The organism is Martelella mediterranea, assembly GCF_004342225.1.
In the GTDB taxonomy this organism is placed as follows: Bacteria; Pseudomonadota; Alphaproteobacteria; order Rhizobiales; family Rhizobiaceae; genus Martelella; species Martelella mediterranea_B.
The window spans coordinates 113,068-135,943 of record NZ_SMAR01000003.1 but is presented as its reverse complement, the minus strand read 5'-3'; the positions used below and the strand labels follow the sequence as shown (position 1 = coordinate 135,943).

25 protein-coding genes are annotated in these 22,876 nt (G+C 55.6%); 5 read left to right on the top strand and 20 right to left on the bottom strand.

The genetic code is table 11. From position 1 onward, the window contains the following. Nucleotides 1–2: 2 nt before the first annotated feature. The 15 genes from EDC90_RS03455 to ffh form a co-directional block, all read right to left on the bottom strand. The gene (locus EDC90_RS03455) at nt 3–1,388 is read right to left on the bottom strand and encodes a PLP-dependent aminotransferase family protein (protein WP_132308579.1); all 1,386 of its coding nucleotides are present in this window, start codon (nt 1,386–1,388) and stop codon (nt 3–5) included. Between the two features lie 101 nt (nt 1,389–1,489). After that, entirely contained in the window at nt 1,490–2,551 is a 1,062-nt protein-coding gene (locus EDC90_RS03450; protein WP_132308729.1) for a 3-carboxy-cis,cis-muconate cycloisomerase, read from the bottom strand. Between the two features lie 187 nt (nt 2,552–2,738). Then, nucleotides 2,739–3,536 carry a 3-oxoadipate enol-lactonase gene (gene pcaD, locus EDC90_RS03445; RefSeq protein ID WP_132308577.1) on the bottom strand — a complete coding sequence of 266 codons (798 nt, stop codon included), beginning with the start codon at nt 3,534–3,536 and terminating at the stop codon, nt 2,739–2,741. Nucleotides 3,537–3,631: 95 nt separating this feature from the next. Next, nucleotides 3,632–5,041, bottom strand: coding sequence for a 3-isopropylmalate dehydratase large subunit (leuC, locus tag EDC90_RS03440; RefSeq protein ID WP_132308575.1), 1,410 nt, complete (start codon nt 5,039–5,041; stop codon nt 3,632–3,634). 289 nt (nt 5,042–5,330) lie between these two features. Further along, complete coding sequence (locus EDC90_RS03435; protein ID WP_132308573.1) at nt 5,331–6,167, bottom strand: amino acid ABC transporter permease; 837 nt, start codon at nt 6,165–6,167, stop codon at nt 5,331–5,333. Nucleotides 6,168–6,199: 32 nt separating this feature from the next. Next, entirely contained in the window at nt 6,200–7,000 is an 801-nt protein-coding gene (locus tag EDC90_RS03430) for a transporter substrate-binding domain-containing protein (protein ID WP_132308571.1), read from the bottom strand. Nucleotides 7,001–7,112: 112 nt separating this feature from the next. Further along, nucleotides 7,113–7,358 (bottom strand): hypothetical protein, encoded by a 246-nt coding sequence (locus EDC90_RS03425; RefSeq protein ID WP_132308569.1) that lies wholly within the window; start codon nt 7,356–7,358, stop codon nt 7,113–7,115. 171 nt (nt 7,359–7,529) lie between these two features. Further along, nucleotides 7,530–7,997 carry a 50S ribosomal protein L19 gene (gene rplS, locus EDC90_RS03420; protein ID WP_132308567.1) on the bottom strand — a complete coding sequence of 156 codons (468 nt, stop codon included), beginning with the start codon at nt 7,995–7,997 and terminating at the stop codon, nt 7,530–7,532. 191 nt (nt 7,998–8,188) lie between these two features. Continuing rightward, on the bottom strand, nt 8,189–9,178 hold the full coding sequence (gene dmeF / locus EDC90_RS03415; RefSeq protein ID WP_132308565.1) for a CDF family Co(II)/Ni(II) efflux transporter DmeF: 990 nt from the start codon (nt 9,176–9,178) through the stop codon (nt 8,189–8,191). Next, on the bottom strand, nt 9,175–9,453 hold the full coding sequence (locus EDC90_RS03410; RefSeq protein ID WP_132308563.1) for a metal/formaldehyde-sensitive transcriptional repressor: 279 nt from the start codon (nt 9,451–9,453) through the stop codon (nt 9,175–9,177). The genes dmeF and EDC90_RS03410 overlap by 4 nt, the downstream gene beginning before the upstream one ends. A 131-nt stretch (nt 9,454–9,584) precedes the next feature. Continuing rightward, a complete protein-coding gene (gene trmD / locus EDC90_RS03405) occupies nt 9,585–10,280 on the bottom strand; it encodes a tRNA (guanosine(37)-N1)-methyltransferase TrmD (RefSeq protein WP_132308561.1) in 696 nt (231 codons plus the stop codon). 8 nt (nt 10,281–10,288) lie between these two features. Continuing rightward, nucleotides 10,289–10,858 carry a ribosome maturation factor RimM gene (rimM, locus tag EDC90_RS03400; protein ID WP_132308559.1) on the bottom strand — a complete coding sequence of 190 codons (570 nt, stop codon included), beginning with the start codon at nt 10,856–10,858 and terminating at the stop codon, nt 10,289–10,291. A gap of 102 nt (nt 10,859–10,960) precedes the next feature. After that, nucleotides 10,961–11,344, bottom strand: coding sequence for a 30S ribosomal protein S16 (rpsP, locus tag EDC90_RS03395; RefSeq protein ID WP_132308557.1), 384 nt, complete (start codon nt 11,342–11,344; stop codon nt 10,961–10,963). A gap of 143 nt (nt 11,345–11,487) precedes the next feature. Beyond that, the gene (locus EDC90_RS03390) at nt 11,488–11,799 is read right to left on the bottom strand and encodes a chorismate mutase (RefSeq protein ID WP_132308555.1); all 312 of its coding nucleotides are present in this window, start codon (nt 11,797–11,799) and stop codon (nt 11,488–11,490) included. Beyond that, the gene (gene ffh / locus EDC90_RS03385) at nt 11,796–13,313 is read right to left on the bottom strand and encodes a signal recognition particle protein (RefSeq protein ID WP_132308553.1); all 1,518 of its coding nucleotides are present in this window, start codon (nt 13,311–13,313) and stop codon (nt 11,796–11,798) included. The genes EDC90_RS03390 and ffh overlap by 4 nt, the downstream gene beginning before the upstream one ends. A gap of 357 nt (nt 13,314–13,670) precedes the next feature. Between ffh and EDC90_RS03380 the strand changes: the two genes are divergently transcribed. Further along, nucleotides 13,671–14,768: an MBL fold metallo-hydrolase gene (locus tag EDC90_RS03380; RefSeq protein ID WP_132308551.1), complete on the top strand. Its 1,098-nt coding sequence runs from the start codon at nt 13,671–13,673 to the stop codon at nt 14,766–14,768. A 6-nt stretch (nt 14,769–14,774) separates the two neighbouring features. Here EDC90_RS03380 and EDC90_RS03375 read toward each other — a convergent pair whose 3' ends face one another. Continuing rightward, a complete protein-coding gene (locus EDC90_RS03375) occupies nt 14,775–15,677 on the bottom strand; it encodes a DMT family transporter (protein ID WP_132308549.1) in 903 nt (300 codons plus the stop codon). A gap of 401 nt (nt 15,678–16,078) precedes the next feature. Between EDC90_RS03375 and dapF the strand changes: the two genes are divergently transcribed. From dapF to EDC90_RS03355, 4 genes are all read left to right on the top strand, one after another. Next, a complete protein-coding gene (gene dapF, locus EDC90_RS03370) occupies nt 16,079–16,957 on the top strand; it encodes a diaminopimelate epimerase (protein ID WP_132308547.1) in 879 nt (292 codons plus the stop codon). A 92-nt stretch (nt 16,958–17,049) separates the two neighbouring features. Continuing rightward, nucleotides 17,050–18,318, top strand: a complete 1,269-nt coding sequence (gene mtaB / locus EDC90_RS03365) for a tRNA (N(6)-L-threonylcarbamoyladenosine(37)-C(2))-methylthiotransferase MtaB (RefSeq protein WP_132308545.1) — start codon at nt 17,050–17,052, stop codon at nt 18,316–18,318. Nucleotides 18,319–18,367: 49 nt separating this feature from the next. Next, nucleotides 18,368–19,804, top strand: coding sequence for a signal recognition particle-docking protein FtsY (ftsY, locus tag EDC90_RS03360; RefSeq protein WP_132308543.1), 1,437 nt, complete (start codon nt 18,368–18,370; stop codon nt 19,802–19,804). Nucleotides 19,805–19,923: 119 nt separating this feature from the next. After that, the gene (locus EDC90_RS03355) at nt 19,924–20,577 is read left to right on the top strand and encodes a septation protein A (protein ID WP_132308541.1); all 654 of its coding nucleotides are present in this window, start codon (nt 19,924–19,926) and stop codon (nt 20,575–20,577) included. A gap of 47 nt (nt 20,578–20,624) precedes the next feature. Here EDC90_RS03355 and EDC90_RS03350 read toward each other — a convergent pair whose 3' ends face one another. The 4 genes from EDC90_RS03350 to ccmB are packed head-to-tail and all read right to left on the bottom strand — an operon-like array spanning nt 20,625 to nt 22,874. Beyond that, nucleotides 20,625–21,221, bottom strand: coding sequence for a DsbE family thiol:disulfide interchange protein (locus EDC90_RS03350; protein WP_132308539.1), 597 nt, complete (start codon nt 21,219–21,221; stop codon nt 20,625–20,627). Next, a complete protein-coding gene (ccmD, locus tag EDC90_RS03345; protein ID WP_132308727.1) occupies nt 21,218–21,388 on the bottom strand; it encodes a heme exporter protein CcmD in 171 nt (56 codons plus the stop codon). The genes EDC90_RS03350 and ccmD overlap by 4 nt, the downstream gene beginning before the upstream one ends. Continuing rightward, nucleotides 21,388–22,176, bottom strand: a complete 789-nt coding sequence (locus EDC90_RS03340) for a heme ABC transporter permease (RefSeq protein ID WP_132308537.1) — start codon at nt 22,174–22,176, stop codon at nt 21,388–21,390. The genes ccmD and EDC90_RS03340 overlap by 1 nt, the downstream gene beginning before the upstream one ends. 38 nt (nt 22,177–22,214) lie before the next feature. Continuing rightward, the gene (gene ccmB / locus EDC90_RS03335) at nt 22,215–22,874 is read right to left on the bottom strand and encodes a heme exporter protein CcmB (protein WP_132308535.1); all 660 of its coding nucleotides are present in this window, start codon (nt 22,872–22,874) and stop codon (nt 22,215–22,217) included. Between the last annotated feature and the right edge of the window lie 2 nt (nt 22,875–22,876).

Sequence of the window (22,876 nt, the reverse complement as noted above, 5' to 3'; positions counted from 1 at the left end):
CCTCACGCGATGACTGATTTTGAAGACGTCCGCTCACGGATCATTGCCGCGATCAGCGAGAGACTTGAAACAAGTTCAAGCTCTGTTGATGCAGACAGCGAAACCCGGATCGCTGGTGGCCCCGGTTGCCGGGCAATCTGGAAGGCCGCTCCGGCGGCAACGGCAACCCCCCGCCCCTTCAGGCGGTCAACAAATGAAGCTTCATGTGTCCCTTCCGGGAGAGGCATCCAGATATGAAGCGCACCGGGCGTCATCTGATGGTCAATGCCCTCCAAGGCCGTTGCAGCAATCGCACGGCGGCGCTTCAGCGCCAGTCGCTGCCAGTTCACCAGCTCTATCGCTGAGCCATCGACAATCCAGCGGCTGGCGATCTCTGCCATCACCGGGGTTGCGATCCAGTTAGCGGCCAGATAGCGGTTGGCAACTGATCCTGCATAGCGATCGGGCGCGGTCAGGAAGCCGCAACGAAGCCCCGGAATCGTATTCTTGGAAAGGTCTGTCAGGTACAGTGTGCGCTCCGGCGCAAAGGCAGCAACAGGCGGTGGACGATTGTCAACCAAAGGTCCAAGCACGTCATTTTCGATAATTGCAAGGTCAAGCCGGCGCGCGAGTGCAGCAATGGCCCGGCGACGTGGCGCGCTCATCAAAATGCCTTGCGGACTGCACGCAGACGGCTGGATGAAAACAGCGCGCAGCCGTTTGCGCGTTGCAAGCGCCTCCAGAGCTTCCGGCACTATCCCGTCACGATCCATCGCAACAGATTCGAGATCCAACCCCAGATAGCCGCAGAGCGGCTTCACCATCGGATGTGTCAGCTCTTCTGCTGCGAGTGTCGCGCCCGGCGGCACAACACTCATAAACGCTGCGGTAATGGCATCACTCGAACCGTTGGTGACTGTGATGCCATGAACCGGCGCTTTCAGCCCGCACGCCGCCAGCCAGTTCGAACCGGCAAGCCGGTACCGTCTAAACAGCTCATTCGGGATCATCGAAAAAGCCAGCTCAGATGGCATATTGCTGCCAAGTGTGGCAAATGCATCGCGAAACTTGGTCAGGCTCCGGCTTTCGCAGATCGGTTTCAGAATGGAAAGGTCAATCAGCCCCGAACCACCTTCCGTCAAATAAGGGCGCTCGGGCGTCGTCGGGACTGATTTTATATAGGAGCCACGCCCGACCTCACCTGTTACCAATCCGCGCCTGGTCAGCTCTTCATAAGCACGGCTGACCGTTTGCACCGATATTTTGAGATCAGCCGCCATCTGCCTTTGTGGCGGCAGGCGCATCCCATCGATAAGAAGTCCGTCGCGAACGGCGCCCGCGATCTGCTCGGCAAGTGAAAGATAGGCCGGACGTTTGATCAGCCGGGGATTCGGTTTCCATTTAGTCATGTCCGCAGTCTTGCCGGGATCAGGTCAATTGACAACCAAAATCAGGTCAATTTCAGCGGTATATCAGATGTTTCAATCACATCATGTGCAACACGTCAGGATTAAACCTGTTTGGTTCCAAGACGGCTGATACGCGTGCACAGCAGGTCTGCCAGGTTTAACGAGGCCGCCGCTGCGGCGACCATCTGCGGCAGCGTCAGCCACTCCAATGTCCACGCTGCGCCGGAGCGCTCCTGTTCATGCACCAGTGCGGAATGCATGGCAGAAAGCTGAGCCGCATTGAACCGGGCGAGCGACACCAAAACTTCGGCAGCGACCGGATTGCGCTTTCCTTCAACATCAGAAGACTCGCCACCATCAATCAACTCAATCTCATCGCCCATCTCCGCAAGTAGCGCGATATCCAGTCCGAATTTTCCAAGGTTGCCGGTGATCTGCGACATCGCAGAAGCAAATTCCGCCAGAACATTACGCTGGCTCTGCCATTGCGGCGCATCGATCAGGCCGAGGAGATCAGCCAGCATGGCGCGCACTTCAACGCCATGATCCGGCAACTTATGCAGCGTGCCAACAGCCCCGCCAAACTGAACGGCAAACAGCTGGCCATCAAGGCGCAGGAGAAATTGGCGGAGATAAAGAACCGGCTCACGCCAACTCCTGATCCTGTCGGAAACGGTAATCGGGATGGCCGGCTGCATGCGCGTGCGTCCCATCAGCGAATTGTCGCCAAAACGGGCCTCCAGTGTCTGCATCCGCTGGAAAAGATGATCGAGCCGGTCGAGCAGAAGTTCAGAAACAGATGAAAGCCGCATCATCAGCGAAGTATCGATGACATCCTGGCTGGTCGCTCCGAAATGAACATATTGCGCCGCGTCTCCGCCGACAGCCTTGCGAAGCTGGTGAACAAGATCGGGCACAACGATACCATCGCGCGCGGTCGCTTTTTTCAACGACGCTACGTCCGGCTCGAATGTCGCACAAACCTCGCCGATCCGGGTTGCGACATCTTCCGGTATCACGCCACAGCGCGCCTCAGCCTCGGCCAGCGCTGCCTCGAAAGACAGCATCGCCCTGATTTCTGCTTCCAGCGTGAAAAACGCTGAAACCTCGTCGTCGCCGACCAGACCAGACAGAACAGGATGATCAAATGCAGAATAGCTCATCGAATAACGATCACTCAAAAAACATCACGATACGGCAGTGCCCGGGCCAATATGACCATCAAACTGCCGCCGCAACGAAACAGACAAAAGCATGTAGCTGCCTACGTGCCATGGCACCGGGCCAGGATGGCTTACAGATTGCGTCAACCGACGCCGCCGCGCAAGTCTTGGCATGTAATTTTATAAGTCACTCATAAGTCTGTTTTTCCGCGAACGCGAGGATTGCATCAGCATATTGATCCGGACGCTCCATACAGGCCAGATGGCCGGCATTGCGGATCAGGCAATACTCTGCATCCGGGATCATGTCAGCCATAGCCTTTACAACCTCAGGCGACGTTGAGCCGTCTTGATCGGCAGCAAGACAAAGACACGGAACGGACATTGTCGAGACAACGCCTGTGTAGTCTGCATCGCGAATGGCTGCACAGCTTGCCACATAGCCTTCAGACGGCTGACGGGACAGCATATTGCAGACGCCTGCAAAAACAGGATTATCAGCGGTTCGAAATTCTCCTGTAAACCACTTTTCCATCGTGCCATTTACCTGCGGCAAAAGCCCCTCCTCACGCACCTTTGCGATACGAGCCGCCCACATATCGGCAGTTCCGATCTTATGCGCCGTATTGGAGAGCACGAGTGCCTGAATCAGGTCGGGGCGCGCAGAACAAAGCGCCAGCGCGATCAGCCCGCCAATGGAGAGGCCACAAATCGTCGCCGAGGTCACTCCGACATGCTCAAGAAGACCGGCAAGATCAGCGGCGTGATCTTCAATTGTGTAAGGGGTCTGGCCGAGATCAGAAAGCCCATGCCCGCGTTTGTCATAAACGATGACTGCAAAACGGTCTTCAAGTCTTGAGATGAGATCATCCCAGATGCGGAGGTCCGTTCCAAGCGCATTGATCAGCACGAGGACCGGCTGCTCATCCGGGCTTCCATGCACCTCGTAATGCAGAGTGACAGCGTTAATGCGTGCAAAGCTCATACGTGCCTCCTGAGGGAATCAAAAAATGAAAATGGCAGCTGCGAGACTATCGCAACTGCCATCATCAAAAATCAATTCTTCCCCGTTTTCGAGGCTTACTTCCACTCGCGCACATCGACGAAATGTCCGGCGATGGCGGCTGCGGCTGCCATAGCAGGCGAGACCAGATGCGTACGCCCCTTGTAACCCTGACGGCCTTCGAAGTTACGGTTCGAGGTTGATGCGCAACGCTCTTCCGGCTTCAGACGATCGTCATTCATGGCAAGGCACATGGAGCAACCCGGTTCACGCCATTCGAAGCCGGCTTCGATGAAAATCTTGTCGAGACCCTCAGCTTCGGCCTGCTCCTTAACCAGGCCGGAGCCCGGCACGACCATCGCATTGACGCGCTCGGAGACCTTGCGGCCCTTAGCAACAGCGGCAGCGGCGCGCAGATCTTCAATACGTCCATTGGTGCAGGATCCGATAAATACACGATCCAACTCGATGTCGGTCATCTTCATGCCCGGCGCGAGTCCCATATATTTCAGCGCACGCCATTTGGAAGAGCGCTTGTTCTCGTTGTCGATTTCATCCGGGTTCGGCACTTCGCCGGTCACCGCAATCACATCTTCCGGTGAAGATCCCCAGGAAACAATCGGCGGCAGGTTGGCCGCATCAAGCGTGACGACACGATCATATTCCGCGCCCTCATCGGTTGTCAGGGACTTCCAGTATTCAACGGCGCGGTCCCAGGCTTCGCCCTTCGGTGCCCGCGGACGGTCCTTGATATAGGCAAATGTCTTTTCATCAGGAGCGATGAGACCGGCGCGCGCGCCACCTTCGATGGTCATGTTGCAAACCGTCATGCGGCCTTCCATCGAGAGGTCACGGATCGCCTCACCAGCAAACTCGATAACATGGCCAGTGCCGCCAGCCGTTCCGATTTCACCAATGATCGCCAGAATGATATCCTTGGCCGTGACACCTTCCGGTGCCTTGCCGTCAACACGCACAAGCATGTTCTTGGCTTTCGACTGAATCAGCGTCTGGGTTGCAAGAACATGCTCTACTTCCGATGTCCCGATCCCGTGAGCCAGAGCGCCGAATGCACCATGCGTCGAAGTATGGCTGTCACCACATACGATCGTCATGCCCGGCAATGTAAACCCCTGCTCCGGGCCAACAATATGCACAATTCCCTGACGGCGATCTTTTTCGGAGTAATACTCAACGCCGAAATCAGCAGCATTCTGGGCAAGCGCTTCCACCTGAATGCGGCTTTCCTCATTCTTGATGCCGTGAATGCGATCCGGTGTGGTGGGGACATTGTGGTCGACCACGGCGAGCGTCTTCATAGGCGCATGCACCGTTCGGTTTGCGAGACGCAAACCTTCAAATGCCTGAGGGCTGGTCACTTCATGGACCAGGTGGCGGTCAATATAGATGAGACAGGTACCGTCATCCTGACTGTCCACCAGATGATCGTCCCAGATTTTGTCGTAGATCGTGCGAGCCTTGCTCATGGTTTCATGACCCATATTTCAAAAGAGAAGATAAGGCGCGGAACACCGGCGCCAGCGTTTTTTTCTGCAAAAACGGCGGTCAGCTAAGTCGGGCGTTGAGTGCGCCGGAAATCATTGCAAAAAAGCGGCTCGGCAGGCGTTTGCGATCCTGCAGAACAAAAGGCCTGTAAAAAACGGCCGCACTTTCTTTTCTCATGCTGTTCATGGCGCGCTACTTACCAGTTTTCAAAGACCTGAGCAATTCAAATTAGGATGGTTCAAAACTGGCCGACAAAAACACTCAAGACTGTTAGCCAGAACGTCTTTCATAACCGTTCTTCCGGCGCATACGACGTTCAACGCTCCGCAGCATCAAAGACAGCCCGATCGTCAACAACAGATAGATATAGGCAACGATGGAATAGGTTTCGAAAAAGCGAAAGGAACTGGCGGCGTAAACTTTACCCATCTGGGTAATATCGGCCACGCCCAGTACCGATACCAACGAAGAATCCTTCACCATAGATACAAAGTCATTTGAAAGCGGCGGAAAAATCGTCCGGATCGCCTGCGGAAAGATGATAAGGCGAAAACGCTGGAAACGTCCGAGACCGAGTGCCTTGGCCGCTTCGATCTGCCCTTCGTCCACGGACTGGATACCGGCCCGAAAAATCTCCGCGATAAAAGCGGCGTAGCCAATCGTCAGCGCAATGATTGCCCGCCACATCAGCGAGAAATCCCGCACCATGATTTTACTCATTGCGCCGGCATCAATCAGCGGAGACAGGATATAATTGGCAAGCGCAACGAGCGACGGGGCGCCGACAAAAGCCACATAGAACAGCAGAACCAGTATCGGAATTCCGCGCACAATCTCAATGTAGAACCGCGCAGTCTGTCGCAAGGCAATGTGCGAGGAAAGGCCAAGAACAGCGATCAGAAGGCCAAGCAGCGTGGCAAGCGCAAAGGCGACAAGCGTGACAAAGACGGTGACCCATATGCCTTTGGCAACGACACCAAAGACCTGTGTGTACATGCCGTTCAGCACTATAGAGATGGCAGCAAGAGCCGCCAGCGCCAGAAACGCAAAAAGCCACCACGGGCGCTCGCCCTTGTTTCCGCCGGAGGGCAGTGTCTGAAAACTCATTCTGTGAAAAAGGTAAAGACGCTAACGCGCCCTTACTGCCCCATTTTGTAGTCAAAGAACCATTTCTGGTTCAGCGCTTCCAGCGTGCCATCGGCCTTCATTGAAGCCAGGGCAGCGTTCACAGGCGCTTCAAGATCCGATCCAACCGGGAATATAAAGCCGAAGTCTTCAGCTCCCAACGGTTCTCCGGTGAGCTTTAGCCCGCCATTTGAAACATTCACATAGCCGTTTGCGGCGGTACTGTCCGTCAAAACGAGATCGACATCGCCGATGCGCAGAGCCTGCACGGCAGCTCCGATGGTCTCATAAAGTTTGATCCGCGGGTTCTGCTCGTCACCATCCAGAACATCGTAGACAGCGGTATAAAACGGCGTCGTGCCGGGCTGAGAACCAATCAGGCCACCTTTCAGTGCGGCAAAGCTCTCCGCATCCTCAAACCGGTCCTCATCGCCGCGCACCAGCATCAGCATTTCTGAATGCATGTAAGGATCAGAGAAATCGACCATTTCCTTGCGATCTTCACGGATGGTAATCCCATTCATGGCCATATCATACTGATTGTCATGAACAGCCTGGATCATCGCATCCCAGCTGGTTGTCGTGTATTCGACGTTCATGTTCAGGCGATCGGCGATCTCGGCGACAGCATCATATTCCCAGCCGATAGCCTTTCCGCTTTTGGGATCGACGAACTGCAGCGGTGGATAGGTATTTTCAGCGACAACCGTCACTGTCCGCCCTTCGAGATCGGGCAGATCGTTCGCATAAACAACTGTGGTTGCCGTGGCAGACACGGCCAGGAACGCAGCGCCGATGGCACATCTGGAAAGCATGAACATCTCCCTGAAAGAATGGATAGCGCAAGTTGTCATATCCAGACGCGATAAAGCAAGCCCGACCTTTTTAAGTCGAAGCTTTCACCTCAGAGAAACGCGTTAAAATCTTCTATCTGTCAAAATGGCGTTGCCCGGCTATGGCCATCGTACGGGCAGCGACCTCTGTGCCCAACGGCCCGCCGCTCGCTAAAATGCGGTGGGTGGATTGTTGGCCCGGTTCGTCGTCATCAACCAGAAATCGGGCAACATCATTCATCGTACGAGCGTTCGCTCGACTGGCAAGAACCGGTGTGGCTATTGTTCCGAGTGCAGCACCAGTCTTCATGCGGACTGCCACACGACTTTGCTTGGACATTTCTTCTCCGTTTGTCCGGCTCAACAAAATGCTTAAAGCCGGAACACATCTATCAGGTAGAAAACGCTAAGCCTGAATTCCGGCGATTTATTGTTCGCCTTGCCAGCCGGAATACAAAAAAGGGCGCCCCGAAGGACGCCCTTTCAAAAACTTCGCTTAAAGCGCGTGTTCTTATTCTTCGCTGGCCTTCTCGGCAGCAGCGGCTTCTTTTTCAGCCTTTGCGGCAGCGCGGGCAGCAGCTGCGGCTTCACGCGCCTGATCGTTCAGGCGACGTGCGCGAACCGACGTGTTTTCAGCAATACGCGCAGACTTACCGCGACGATCACGCAGGTAGTAAAGCTTCGCGCGGCGAACCTTACCACGGCGGATAACTTCGACGCCTTCAACCTGCGGCGAATAAATCGGGAATACACGCTCGACGCCTTCGCCGTAGGAAATCTTGCGAACGGTGAAGTTCTCGTTCAGGCCACCGCCGGAACGGGCAATGCAAACGCCTTCAAAAGCCTGGATACGCGTACGCGTTCCTTCCGTCACGCGAACATTAACGCGGACAGTGTCGCCAGCTTCAAACGGTGGCAGTTCACGCTGAGCTTTGATGCGTGCAGTTTCTTCGGCATCGAGCTGTTCGATGATGTTCATCGGTCAAACCTCTTTTTCAGTTCTTGCTTCAACAGCCAGAGCGCTCAACAGTCACCCTTTGGTCTTTGCCGCCGGATATGCCAGTCTTATAAGAAAAGCGGGAGCGTTACGCAGTTATTCATTCGGGTAACCGGCATCACCGGTTGTGCGGGCGTATAGACTGTTTTTCCCGCCTTGTCACCCCCCTTGCGTCAGGCGCTTTCAACCTCGATCGTCAAATGCGACAGACCATGCAAAGAAGCAAGCTTTTCCTTGTAAAACGCGACCGGATGGGGCTGTTCTGAAACAATAGAAACGATCGCCGCATGATGGCCTGGACCGAGATACCATAGATGCAAATCCTGCACATGGGCACCCTCGGCTTCAACAATCGCCCGGATCTCCGGCTCCAGTGCATTATCAATACGATTATAGTCAACCAGAATCGCACCGGTATCGCGAATCAATGTCCAGGACCAGCGGGCAATCACCAGCGCTCCGACGATCCCCATGACAGGGTCGAGAAATGACCATCCCCATAAACGTCCCAGAGAAAGTGCGACAATTGCCAGCACAGAGGTCAGGGCGTCAGCCAGCACATGAAGGTAGGCCGCGCGCAGGTTGTGGTCCTGCTTGCCGTGATCATGGTGATGGCCGTGGGAATGGCTATGCCCGTGATCATGTCCATGATCCTCATGAAGAAGCCAGGCACAAACAACATTCACAACGAGACCGATACAGGCCACAAGGATGGCATCGGAAAAGTTGATCGAGACAGGACTTGTAAGGCGAACCAAACTTTCCCAGCCAATCAGCAGCGCCACAAGCGCCAGCACCACTGCGCTGCCAAAGGCCGCCAGATCACCGACTTTGCCGGTTCCGAAGGTAAATCGCGGGTTATCGACATTGCGCCGGGCATAAAGGTAGGCGAGTGCAGCAATCAGCATAGCCGCAGCATGAGTCGACATGTGCCAGCCATCGGCCAGAAGCGCCATGGAGCCGAACAGAGTTCCACTGACGATTTCGATAACCATCATCGTCGCTGTGATCGCGATGACCAACCAAGTCCGTTTTTCGTTGCGCGCATGATTATCGCCCAGAAAAGCGTGATCATGGTCTCCGGCAAGCGGGATGTGATCATGATCATGCGGATGGCGGTCATTATGGGTATGGTGGTGATGTTCCTGAGGACTTCTGGTCATTTCAAATACCGCCTTATGACGCTCATCAGCTCTTCGGCCCCGGCTGCGCTCGTTTCATTTCCCGGCGAAAGCGGCGAAATCACATGCTCCTGCATGTGTCCCTCAATCAGCTCCAGCGTCAGGCCATTAGCGGCGCCACGAATTGAAGCAACGAGATTGAGCACTTCAGCGCAGGGGGCTTCCGCCTCCAGCTGCCGTTCCACCGCCTCGAGCTGCCCTTTCAGACGACGTACACGCGCCAGAAGCTGCGTTTTGTTTTTCTGTGTATGACTCATAATATAGGAGGGTACCCTATATTGAAGACTACAACAACCAACGCTCGCAACTGCTCTCAGAATAGGTAGTGAGAGTTTAAGCGAAAAACGCGAGAGGATTTCAAAAGATCAGAGACACAGACTGTCGATGTTCAGTCGTCATCATCCGCTTTGGCGAGAAGGTCCGGGCGACGCTCTTGCGTTAGTTCCAGCGCCTGTTCATGCCGCCACCGATCGATCGCGGCATGATTTCCGGATGTCAGAACCTCGGGGATTGTCGCCCCTTCCCATTCGGCTGGCCGGGTATAATGCGGATGCTCCAGAAGCCCGTTTTCGAAGCTTTCATGCGTACCTGATTCCGCATTTCCCATAACGCCCGGCAAAACACGGACAATCGCATCCAGCAACACCAGAGCAGCTGGTTCGCCGCCGGACAGAATGTAATCACCGATGGAAACTTCTTCGAGGTCGCGGCCGTCGATCACCCGCTGATCAACACCTTCAAAACGACCACAGACAATCACGGCCCCCGGCCCTTCCGCCAGTTCGCGCACACGTGTCTGAGAAAGCGGTTTGCCGCGCGGGCTCATCAGAAGCCGTGGTCTCTCGTCATTGGCTGAAACGGCATCAATCGCCTTGCCAAGGATGTCAGCCCGCAACACCATGCCGGCACCACCACCAGCCGGCGTATCATCGACACTTCTGTGCCGGTCTTCGGCAAATTCGCGGATATTAACCGCTTCCAGCGTCCATTGCCCGCGCTCAGCAGCGCGTCCCGCAAGCGAAGTGCCAAGATGGCCCGGAAACATTTCAGGATAGAGGGTGAGGACAGTTGCCTTGAAACACATCTTGACGTTCAGTCTTCGCCGGGCGTTGGAAAATCCGGTCCATCATCGTCGCGGCCTTCGTCAATGAGGCCGGCGGCAATCGGATCCACCAGAATATGCCGTTCACTGAAATCAACCTCAAGAATGGCATTTTCATTAAACGGAATAAGGACAGGCCGACGTCCCGGCCCTTTCAGTTCCAGCAAATCACCAGCCCCGAAGTCAAAAATCGCGCTGACAGAACCATAGCTCTTCCCATCCTGATCGAAGACTTCCAGCCCTTCGAGATCAGCATAGAAATACTCTTCGTCATCCAGCTCTTCATCCGGCAGATTTTCGCGCTCAATGTAGAGATTAAGCCCCCGCAGCGCTTCAGCGGCATTGCGGTCGTTCACGCCGCGAAAGCGGATGACGATCATATTATTTTTGCCCGGACGCACCTCGAGAATTTCGAACGTGGTGCCGTCTTCGGCATGCAGGTTTCCATAGTCGCCAACGGAAAGCGGGTTGGCCGTGAAGCAACGAACGCGAACATCGCCGCGCAGTCCCTGCGCTGCACCAATTGTCGCCATCAAGACAGGATCGTTCAGCTTTGCCATTTCAAATACCTCTTTCCAGCGACAACCTCTAAGCCGATTTCCGAAAAAGGAAAAGGGCCGGACGCAAACGCCCGACCCTTTTCGACAAGTCTGTCCGAAAACTTATTCGGAAGCTTCAGCAGTGGCTTCAGCAGCTGCAGCAGCGGCTTCTTCAGCCTTCTGCTGTTTTTCAGCAGCGCGCTCTTCAGCCTTCTTGCCCGGCTTTGCCTTGTTCGGGTTGTTGCGTGCCTTGCGCTCAGCAAGACCGGCTTCAGCGAGGAAGCGCAGAACACGGTCGGTGGGCTGCGCGCCTGTACCGAGCCAGTACTTTACACGCTCTTCGTCGAAAACGACGCGCTCTTCGGAATCCTTCGGCAGCATCGGATTCCAATGGCCGAGCTTTTCGAGGAAACGACCGTCGCGCGGCGAACGCTCATCGGCAGCAACGATGTGGTAGTAAGGGCGCTTCTTGGAACCGCCGCGGGCGAGACGAATTTTGATTGCCATTGTGTTATCTCCTTAAAGGCATTTCTTAAGATCGCCGCAGCGATCTTTATCGTTCCATTTCTCCCGTATCCTGCCTCATGCCCGGGCCTGCCCGGTGATGAAAGAGAAGCGGGGTATTGCTTCAAATCAGTCGCCTTGGCGACCTATTTGTCATCGCCACCATGTTCGGCGGCGATCTGTTCGTGATGCCGGATCACTTCCTTGATGATGAAGTTCAGGAAAGTTTCGGCAAAATCAGGATCGAGATCGGCGTTTTTTGCCAGCGCTCTCAACCTTGAAATCTGTTGTTCTTCGCGTGTCGGATCAGCCGGTGGAAGATCATGCACGGCCTTAAGATGACCCACAGCCTTGGTGCAGCGAAACCGTTCAGCCAGAATATGCACCAGAGCTGCATCGAGATTATCGATCGACTGACGGTAAAGGCTCAGTTGCTGCCGAATTTCAGGATCGATCATTTCTTTTTGCCTTTACCGAAACCGCCGCCAAGGCCGGGCAGTTTAGGACCACCGGAACCACCAAGACCGCCGGCCTTCTTCTCAAGCTCGGCAAGCTGATTGGCGTCGAGCTTGGAAAGGTCCGGCATACCACCACCCATTCCGCCCATGCCCGGAGGCATGCCGCCACCCTTGCCGCCAAGCATACTCATCATCTGCTTCATCTTGCCTTTGCCCTTGCCACCCATGGCTTTCATCATGTCGGCCATCTGGCGGTGCATCTTCAAAAGCTTGTTGATATCGGCAGCTGAGGTGCCGGAGCCGGCAGCGATCCGTTTCTTGCGCGAATTCTTCAGCACATCGGGGTGTGCGCGCTCATATTTGGTCATCGAACCAATGATCGCGAGTTGGCGCCTGAACACGGAATCGTCCATGCCTGCAGCGGCCATTTTGTCTTTCATCCCACTCATGCCCGGCATCAGACCCATAATGCCGCCCATGCCACCCATATTCTGCATCTGCTTCAGCTGCTCGGCCATATCATTGAGGTCGAACTTGCCCTTGGCCATTTTCTCGGCCATGGCCTGCGCTTTTTCAGCGTCAATGGTCTCGGAGGCCTTTTCCACCAGCGAAACAATGTCGCCCATGCCGAGAATACGGTCGGCAATACGCTTCGGATGGAACTCCTCAAGAGCGTCCATCTTCTCACCGGTACCGATCAGCTTGATCGGTTTGCCGGTGACCGCGCGCATGGAAAGGGCCGCACCGCCGCGCCCGTCGCCATCCATACGGGTCAGGACCAGACCGGTGATCCCAACCCTGCTGTCGAAATTGCGGGCGAGATTGACGGCATCCTGACCGGTCAGCGAGTCGGCGACCAGAAGGATTTCATGCGGGTTTGCCTGCTTGCGGATGTCCGACATCTCGACCATCAGCGGCTCATCAATATGGGTCCGGCCTGCCGTATCGAGAATAACCACATCATGACCGCCAAGCTTGGCTGCCTGAACGGCGCGCTTGGCAATCGCGACGGGATCCTGCCCCTTGATGACCGGCAGCGTGTCGACCGAAGTCTGTTCGCCGATCTGCTTAAGCTGCTCCTGCGCCGCCGGACGACGGGTATCGAGCGAGGCCATCAGCACTTTCTTGCGGTCACGACTGGTCAGACGAGCGGCGATTTTGCCCGTCGTGGTGGTTTTACCCGACCCCTGCAGACCGACCATCATGATGACAACCGGCGACGGCGCATTCAGGTCAACCGTCACACCTTCCGAGCCGAGCATTTCAACAAGCTCGTCGTGAACGATCTTGACGACCATCTGGCCGGGCTTGATCGACTTCAGGACTTCGGCACCAACGGCCTTTTCCTTCACCCGTGCAGTGAAGTCACGCACGACCTCCAGCGCGACATCGGCTTCCAGCAGCGCCCGGCGCACTTCCCTGAGTGCAGCAGAAACATCAGCGTCCGAAAGCGAGCCGCGGCCGGTCAATCCTTTGAGGACGGAACCAATGCGGTCCTGGAGGTTTTCAAACATTGCTCATTCCCTTTTCGCTTCACACATGGCGAAACGTTGGCATTTCTGCTTAAAAAAACAAGACGCAAAGCAAAAAGACATCCGAGGGCGCAACGCGCTGTCGGATGTTGACCTCCGGGCTCTCTTTATACCTTTTCGGGCCCCGGTCGGTGGCTGAACGTCTTCTTTTCAGCAAAATTTCATCGCGATAAACCTTAACGCTCAGAAAAAGTCAAGACTTGCAGGCAGAAAACCGACAATATACCGGCGCATATATAAACCATTTCAGCAGACGCGGAATCATACGGGAACATTTCCGCTTATCCCGCGTAGCAGATACTCAGCGACATTTCATCACGCAACGAGGCAGAATCAGGCATGAAGCCAATCAAAGCGCAGAAGGCGGCACCAAACCGATACTATCAGGGACCGCCAAGCGATCATTTCGATGGCACCCTCTTCTTCAATCCGCACGGTATGGTTCCACCCGGCTTTCGCGCATTTCTGAAATGGCGCTTCGGCAACAAAAAGACCAAATGGCCGAAGCAAGAGGAAAACAACATCTCACCAGCACTTCCGTCAGAACGGGTCAACGGCGACGATCTGCGCGTCACCATGATCGGCCACGCCAGTCTGCTGATCCAGGTTTCAGGCCTGAATATCCTGACGGACCCGGTATGGGCTGAACGCGCCAGCCCGGTGCAATTTGCTGGTCCTAAGCGAGCGACAGCTCCGGGCATCAAGCTGGATGACCTTCCGCCCCTCGACATCGTGGTGATTACGCATAATCACTACGACCACCTTTGCATCCAGACGCTGAAAAAGCTTCAGAAGGAACATGAACCTCATATTGTTACGCCGCTGGGCAACGACACAATCATCAAGAACAGTATCGCCGGAGCCAGCGTATCATGTCTGGATTGGGGCGAGAGTTATGAGGCTGCAAACGGCGTACGCCTGAGTGCCGAACCATGTCACCACTGGTCTGCGCGTGGCATTGCAGACAGACGTATGGCGCTTTGGGCTGCCTTCGTCTTCGAGACCCCGGCAGGTAACATTTATCACATCGGTGACACCGGTTTTCATGAAGGCCGAAACTATCGTGCGGCAGCAGCAAAGTATGGTGGGTTCCGGCTCGCAAATCTGCCGATTGGCGCTTATGAACCCCGCTTCTTCATGCGCAATGAACATCAGGACCCGGGCGAGGCCGTTGAAGGCATGAAACTGTCAGAGGCTGATTTTGCCGTTGGCCATCACTTCGGCACGTTTCAGCTCACAGACGAAGGGATCGACGATCCGGTCATCAGACTTGAGGCAGCACTCGAACAACAGGGAATTGAAAAGGCCCGCTTCCGGCCTTTAAGACCGGGCGAGGTGTTCGATGTGCCGCTTGCGCTGAAACAGCCGATCAACGCCTCAGGGCCAGTCCCCGCAGCACCATCCTCGGCCGTGGCACAGCGGGATAGCACAGACTGAGGCCCCTCAACGCCCGGAAAGTGACGCTTCTGTCGATGATGCAGCTGCATTCTTGATCTTGAGCACGTGCTCACGCCAGATCGTGAAGCCACCTGCACAGACGACGATGAGAGCACCGAGAATCATATGCAGCGTCAGACTTTCATGGAAAATCAGCACGCCGAACGCCGAACCATAGACAAGCTGCATATAGGTAATTGTCTGGACGGTCACCGCTTCCGTGATGGCAAGCGCACGGATCAGAAGATAGTGCCCGGAAACGCCGGTCAGGCAGAGAGCGAGCAACCAGCCCCAATCAGCAAAGGCGACATCTTCCCAGAAAAACGGTCCGATCATGCTCGTGATGACCAATCCGACAACACCGGTATAGAAAAAGCTGACTTCTGCTGAATCATATCGTCCGGCCAGGCGTGTAAAGAGCGAATAGAGCGCAAAAGTGAAACAGCATCCAACCGGCACAAGTGTCACGAGCTGGAACTCCTCTCCGAGCGGATCGATAATGATCAGCACGCCGAAAAGACCGATGATAATCGCCACCCAACGCCGCCAGCCAACTTTCTCGCCGAGAAGCGGAACAGAAAGAAGTGCAACGACGAGTGGCGCGGCCATGAAGATCGCCTGACTTTGCGCCAGCCCAACCAAAGCGAAGGACAGAATGGAAACGAGAATCTGAGCGACAAGAAGAAAACTGCGCCAGACTTGCAAAACCGGATGTTTGGTTTTCACAGCGCCCAGAAATCCAACCTGACTGCGTGATGCCCAGATGACAGCGAACAAGCCGAAAGCCCAGTAGCGCACCATCGCGATAAAGAAGGGCGAATAAAGCGGCCCCAGATGACGCGTGATCGCGTCCTGCACAGCAAAAATAGATATCGCAGTGAATGCAAGAACAACGCCCGGAACCTTCATATCAGACCTCCAGACTGGCTATTGCAGAAACGGCAATAATTCGCCCTGGCGCATGGCACTTTGTATAAAGCGGAGATGGGCCCGTGGCCGCAATCTTCATCAACATCACTGCAAAACTTTCAAAACCTGTCGCGTCAGGCACAAAACCGGGCGGAGCGGAGCAACGCATTGCGGGAAATCAAAGGGTGACAGCTGGACCGGCCCGGACGGTGGTACGCTCTAAAAATATGACTTTGGCACATTAAGCATGAAAAAAGAGCGGCGCAAAGGGGGCAAATACAGGCTTTGGGAACCGCGTTATGAATAATCTGGTTGCAAAGCACATATATTGCTCTGGTCACATGCCGAATGATCGGCCATATAGGGCGGGAAATCGCAAGCGGACGGCAAGGACAACCGGCATGGCAAAGGAAAAGCTCCTCGCGCGAATGGAACGGATGAATGGTCTTGGAAACAAGATTCTCGTCATCGATATGCGCGGACGTAAAGACAAGGTGACACCGGAAGCTGCCAAACGCCTGAACGGTGATCCTGAGACAGCGTTCGATCAGATCATGGCGCTTTATGACCCGAAGAAGAATGCACCTGACGGCTGGATCGATATTCTGAATTCGGATGGCTCAATGGCGCAGGCCTGCGGCAATGGCACGCGCTGCGTTGTGGATTACTTATCAAAGAAGAATGGCCCGACAAGCTTTGACTTCCGCACTGTCGCCGGTGCGCTTCATGCCGAAAAGCTGGACGATGGGCTGATCTCCGTTGATATGGGATCGCCCGAATTTTCATGGGAAAAAATACCGCTGGCCGGACCTGCTGCGGAAACAACCCATATCGGCCTTTCTGAACCTTATGAGGCGGACCCTGCCCTGCAACGGTTCTCTGCCGTTTCAATGGGAAACCCTCATGCGGTATTTTTCGTGCCGCGTGATGTCGACAGCTATGGGCTGGAGGATTTTGGCCCACGATACGAGCGTCATCCAATGTTTCCCGAACGGGCCAATATCTCGCTTGCACAGATTACATCGCCATCGTCCCTGTCTCTGAAAACTTTCGAGCGTGGCGCGGGCCTGACACTGGCCTGCGGTTCTGCTGCATGCGCGGCAGCCGTTGCCGCGGCCAGAACGGGACGCACCGGACGCAGCGTTGATGTTTACCTGCCGGCTGGCTCCCTCCACATCAAGTGGCGCAAGAAGAACGATCATGTCATCATGACCGGGCCAGCAGAGTATGAATGGTCTGGCAGGGTCGATCCCGAAACCGGGGTTTGGGAGCGCAAATAAACCCGCTTTGAGCGACGTTCATTGAGTTTTGCGGCCAGAACGCGATATAGGCGCCATCAACACACAAGACCGACAGGCGTAACGGCCATAAGATGACAATCAAAACACTGACATTCGGCTGCAGGCTGAACACATATGAGAGCGAGGTCATGCTCAAGGCCGCTGAAGAGGCAGGCCTTGAAGATGCGATCCTTGTGAACACCTGTGCCGTTACCAGTGAAGCTGTGCGCCAGGCACGGCAGGCCATCCGCCGTGCGCGTCGCGAGAACCCCGATCTCAGGATTGTGGTGACCGGCTGCGCGGCGCAGACCGAGAAGGAAACCTTCGCGAATATGGCTGAGGTGGACGCGGTTCTGGGCAATGCTGAAAAGCTTGAGGCAGACAGTTACCGCGCACTCCCCGATTTTGGCGTATCGGCTGAAGAAAAGCTGATCGTAAACGACATCATGAGCGTGACAGAGACCGCGCCGCAGATGGTAGAAAGCATTGACGGCCATGTGCGGGCCTTTCTGCAGGTGCAAAATGGATGTGACCACCGGTGCACCTTCTGCATCATTCCTTATGGTCGCGGCAATTCACGCTCCGTGCCTATGGGAGCTGTGATTGATCAGGCCAGAAAGCTTGCCGCTCAAGGTTATATCGAGGTGGTTTTGACGGGTGTGGATGCCACATCTTATGGTGCAGACCTTCCGGGCGAGCCGACACTTGGACTACTCGCAAAAACGCTGCTGAAGCAGGTACCGGAAATTTCACGACTGCGCCTGTCTTCCATCGATAGTATCGAAGTTGACCGGCATCTGCTCGATCTGCTGGCCGACGAGCCGCGCTTCATGCCGCATCTGCACCTTTCACTCCAGCACGGCGATGACCTGATCCTGAAACGGATGAAACGCCGCCATTCCAGCGCAGATGCCCGCGCCTTCATGAATCAGGCAAGACGGCTTCGCCCTGAGATCGCTTTCGGGGCCGATTTCATTGCAGGCTTTCCGACCGAGACCGAAGACCATTTTCAAGGCACGGTGAGGCTTGCCGAAGAAGCTCAGATTGCCCAGTTGCATGTGTTCCCTTACAGCCCGCGACCGGGAACTCCGGCAGCACGCATGCCGCAGGTGGACCGCGCTCTGGTGAAGGAACGGGCAAAGCGCCTGCGCGAAACCGGCCAGGCATTGATGTCAGCGCATCTTGAGCAACTGACAGGCACAACACAAAAGTTGCTGACAGAACGGCGAGGCATTTCCCACTGTGAAAATTTCACGCCGGTACACACACCGTCACTTCAACCCGGACAACTGAAAACAGTTCGGATCGTCGCACATGACGGCAAAAGGTTGATTGCCGAAGGGACCGGCCTTACAGGTTAGGCAGTCGTCTTCTCCCGGTAACGGGCCCCGGCAACAGGAAAGAAATCCCATGGCGCTTGGCTTTATGAAAAACGTCTTCACCTTCGGTAAAGACAAGAAACAGGCAGAGATCCAGCCGGAAGAAGCGGAAAGGCCTGACGAAAGCACTCTGACGGACGAAGACTCTGGCGAAACGGCTGAAGCAGCAACCGGACAATTAGAGGCCGCGCAACCTGATCCTGCCGCTTCCCAAGATACAGCCTTCGCCGAAAGACCTCCATCAGAGCCGCAAGGCGCGCCGGAAGAAACAGACGAACAGCCTGTCGATCCCTGGGATGATGAAAGTGTTATGGGAGGGGTGACCGGCCCCAGCACCCGCAAAAAAGACACCCAGCCGGCAGAAGAAGCGCGAACCGGAGATGCAGCATCTAAGTCTGAACCTCTGGCGCAAGCACATCCGGAGGCAACCACGCCAGAAGAAGAACCGGCGGCCGCTGTCAGAAATACCGGTTTTGAAATCACCCATGGGCCTGAGACACGCCAGGAACCTGCGCCTGTGTCGCAGCCGAAAAAGCGCTTATCCTGGTTCCAGCGCCTCAAGGCCGGCCTGTTGCGTACGTCCCAGCACCTTTCCGGCCAGATCGCCGCACTCTTTACAAAGCGCAAGCTGGATGAAGACGCACTGGAAGAACTGGAAGACCTGCTGATCCAGGCTGACCTTGGTGTTGAGACTGCGATGCGGATCACCGATACGCTGTCCTCAGAGCGCTATGGCCGCGATGTGACCGGCCAGGATGTGGCCCGGATCATGGCCGGTGAAATCACCAAGGTTCTCAAACCCGTCGCAACACCGCTTGCGCTGGATCTGAGCCACAAGCCTCACGTCATTCTGGTGGTTGGTGTCAACGGCACGGGCAAAACCACAACCATCGGAAAGCTTGCGGCCAAGCTTTCCGCCGCCGGTCTGAAGGTCACGCTTGGCGCAGGCGATACGTTCCGCGCTGCTGCGATTGAGCAGCTGAAAATCTGGGCGGATCGCACGGGATCGGAGTTTGTCGGCAGCAAGCTGGGTGCTGATGCAGCTGGGCTCGCCTTTGACGCCTTCAAGCGCGGTCAGGAAAACGGATCGGATGTCGTGATCATCGATACGGCGGGGCGCCTTCAGAACAAGGCCGAACTGATGGACGAGCTTTCCAAAATCGTTCGCGTTCTCGGCAAACTCGATCCTGATGCACCGCATACCGTGTTGCAGACACTCGACGCCACGACCGGGCAGAATGCCATGAATCAGGTCGAGATCTTCCGCAACGTTGCGGGTGTTTCGGGCCTGATCATGACAAAGCTTGATGGCACCGCACGCGGCGGCATTCTGGTCGCCATCGCTGCCAAGCACAAACTACCGGTCTACTTTATCGGTGTTGGTGAAGGCATCGACGATCTTGAGCCGTTCGAAGCGGAAGAATTCGCCGAAGCTATTGCTGGCACCGAAGAAGCCGAAGAGGCCTGACTTTTTTAGCGCACTTTCGGAAAATTGCCGCGATTTGGGTTGAAGAAGCATCCTCCTTCCATGCTATCACACTTTAGCAGATGCTGACTGCAGCAACCATCAATCAAGACTGGCGCATAATGACCAAGGCACCTCAAAAACTTAACACTGAACCAAAAGAAGATCCGCTGCTGAAGCTCGCCTTCGAGCTCGGCCCGCTACTGATCTTCTTCTTCGCCAACCTGCGCGGCGAATGGCTGATGAAGACATTTCCGGTGCTTGCGCCCATTGGAACGCCGCTGCTGGTGGCCACAGCCTTATTTATGGCCGCCACGGTGATATCGCTGGTGCTTTCGAAGATTTTCATGGGGAAAATTCCGATCATGCCGCTGGTCTCAGGCGTGGTCGTATTGGTGTTCGGCGCACTTTCGATCGGGCTGCAGAATGAAGTCTTCATCAAGATGAAGCCGACCATCGTCAACGGCCTTTTTGCTGCCGTTCTTCTGGGTGGCCTGTTCTTTGGAAAGTCGTTGCTGGGCTATGTGTTTCACTCCGCCTTTCAGCTTGATGATGAAGGCTGGAAAAAGCTGACCCTCCGCTGGGGCCTGTTCTTTGTGTTTCTGGCAATCCTGAACGAGGTGGTCTGGCGCAATTTTTCTGCGGACACATGGGTGAACTTCAAGGTCTGGGCGACGATGCCGATCACGATCATCTTTACACTGTCGCAGATGCCACTGATCATGCGGCACTCACTGGAGCCGATTGGCGGAGAAGAGAAGAAAGACGAAAGCTGAACGCAGCCCGTGGTTGATGGCGAGGTTCGTCGCCCTGGCAGGCCCCGTCAGTTCATCAGCTTTGATGCCGGGCCAACAGTGCGATTGATCACCGGCAGGATTTCCCTCTCATAGGACTTCGCATCGATAGGGCCGACCTTCTTGAAAATGATCGTGCCATCGGGGCCAACAACAAAGCTTTCAGGGATGCCATAAACGCCCCAGTCAATCGCAGCAGCGCCCTTGCGGTCCACCCCGACGGCCGAATACGGATTGCCCAGTTCGCCAAGAAACCGAAGCGCGTTATCCGGATTGTCCTTATAATTGATACCGACAACATTGATTTGCGGATCACGCGACAAGGCCATGATAAAGGGGTGCTCCTCTCGGCAGGGAATGCACCAGGACGCGAACACGTTGACAAGCGTCAGCTTGCCATCAATCTCATCCGAAGTAAGTGCTGGAAGCTGGCTGCCTTCAAGTGCAGGAAGGTCAAGCTGAGGTGCTTTCTTGCCGATCAGCACCGACGGGATTTCGGACGGATCACGACCGAACATGATCTGCCAGCCGAAAACGCCGAACAGAGTAGCAACGATGACAAGCGGGAGCGCTGCGATCAGATATCGGGAACTTCCGCTGCCTGATTTTACCTGATTGTCAGTCATGGGCCATCCTTGGCATTGTGATCACTGCGCCGCCTCGCTCCTGACTTTTCAAGCGCTGCCAGCTCGCGTTTGCGTGCGCGCCCGTCCACAATCAGCCACAGCACCAGAGCGCAGAACACAAGTGCTGATGCCCCATAACTCGAAAAGACGAAAAACGCATGATCCATCATCTGCCCTCTTTGACTGGCTGCACAGCCGCCTTTCGCCCTGCCCTGCTGGCAGCAACCTTGCGCATGGCGGCAACACGCCGTCTGAAAATCTCGTTTCGCATGGCAACAAGATGCATGGTGAAAAAGGCAAATGTATAGGCAAGCGCCATCACGGCGAGCGGACGCAGGAACTCCGGATCAATCGCCGGGCCGTCAAGCCGCATCACACTTGCTGGTTGATGCAGCGTGTTCCACCAGTCGACCGAGAATTTGATAATCGGAATATTGACCACGCCGACAAGGATCAGGATCGAGGCCAGCCGCGCGGCGCGTCCCGGATCATCGACCGCGCGATTGAGCGCGATAATGCCAAGATACATCAGAAACAATATAAAGACCGAGGTGAGGCGCGCATCCCAGACCCACCATGCTCCCCACATTGGCTTACCCCAGAGCGATCCGGTCAGAAGGGCCAGAAAGGTAAAAGCGGCTCCGATGGGAGCCGCCGCCTTATGCGCCACATCGGCCAGAGGATGCCGCCAGACGAGCGTACCAAGCGCTGCAACAGCCATCACCATATAGCACATCATCGAAAGCCAGGCGGCGGGAACGTGCACATACATGATCCGCACCGTATCGCCCTGCTGATAGTCGGCTTCCGTTGAAAAGCAGAGATAGAGACCAAAGGCAAACAACAGCAACGTTATGCCCGTCATAAACGGCAGCACACGCCCGCTCAGCGAGAGAAACCGTGTCGGATTGGCAAGGCCGCTGAAAAGGCCGGGCTTTGATCTTTGATCACGCATGTGACTTTCCGTTTCCTCCGACGTTTGCCCGATGTTGCCTAATCTTCAGCCTGACGCAAGGCCAGAGCCGCAGCGGCGGGGCCAACCACAGCAAAAAACAGCGTCAGCGCGGCCAGTATTAAAAACGGCGGCAGAAAAGGCTGAGGCTCGGTGACTGCTGCGTAACTTGCACTGACTCCGAAAATCAGCACCGGTATTGCCAGCGGCAGAATCAAAACCGGCACCAGAAGCCCGCCGCGTGGCAGAGACACCGTAATCGCTGCGCCGGCGGCACCGATAAAACTGATGGCCGGGGACCCGACCAGCAGCGTGAGCGCAGTCGCCGCCATCGCATTTGCGCTCATATTCATCAAAAGGCCCATAACCGGCGAAAGAATGACCAGCGGCAGAACAGAAGCCGTCCAATGTGCCAGACACTTGATAAAGACAGTCAGCACCAGCGGCGTTTCCTGCATGCGCAAAAGGTCGAGCGAGCCATCATCGCGTTCGCCCTGAAAGAGCCGTTCGAGCCCGATCAGCGTGGCGAGCAATGCGCCGATCCAGACCACACCTGCTGCTATTCTTGCAAGCAGCGCCAGATCCGGCCCGACGGCAAACGGGATGACGGTTACCACACACAAGAAGAACAGTACGCCGATCAGAGCACTGCCACCGGCGCGGACAGAAAGCTTCAGATCACGAAGATAAAGCGCCAGCATGT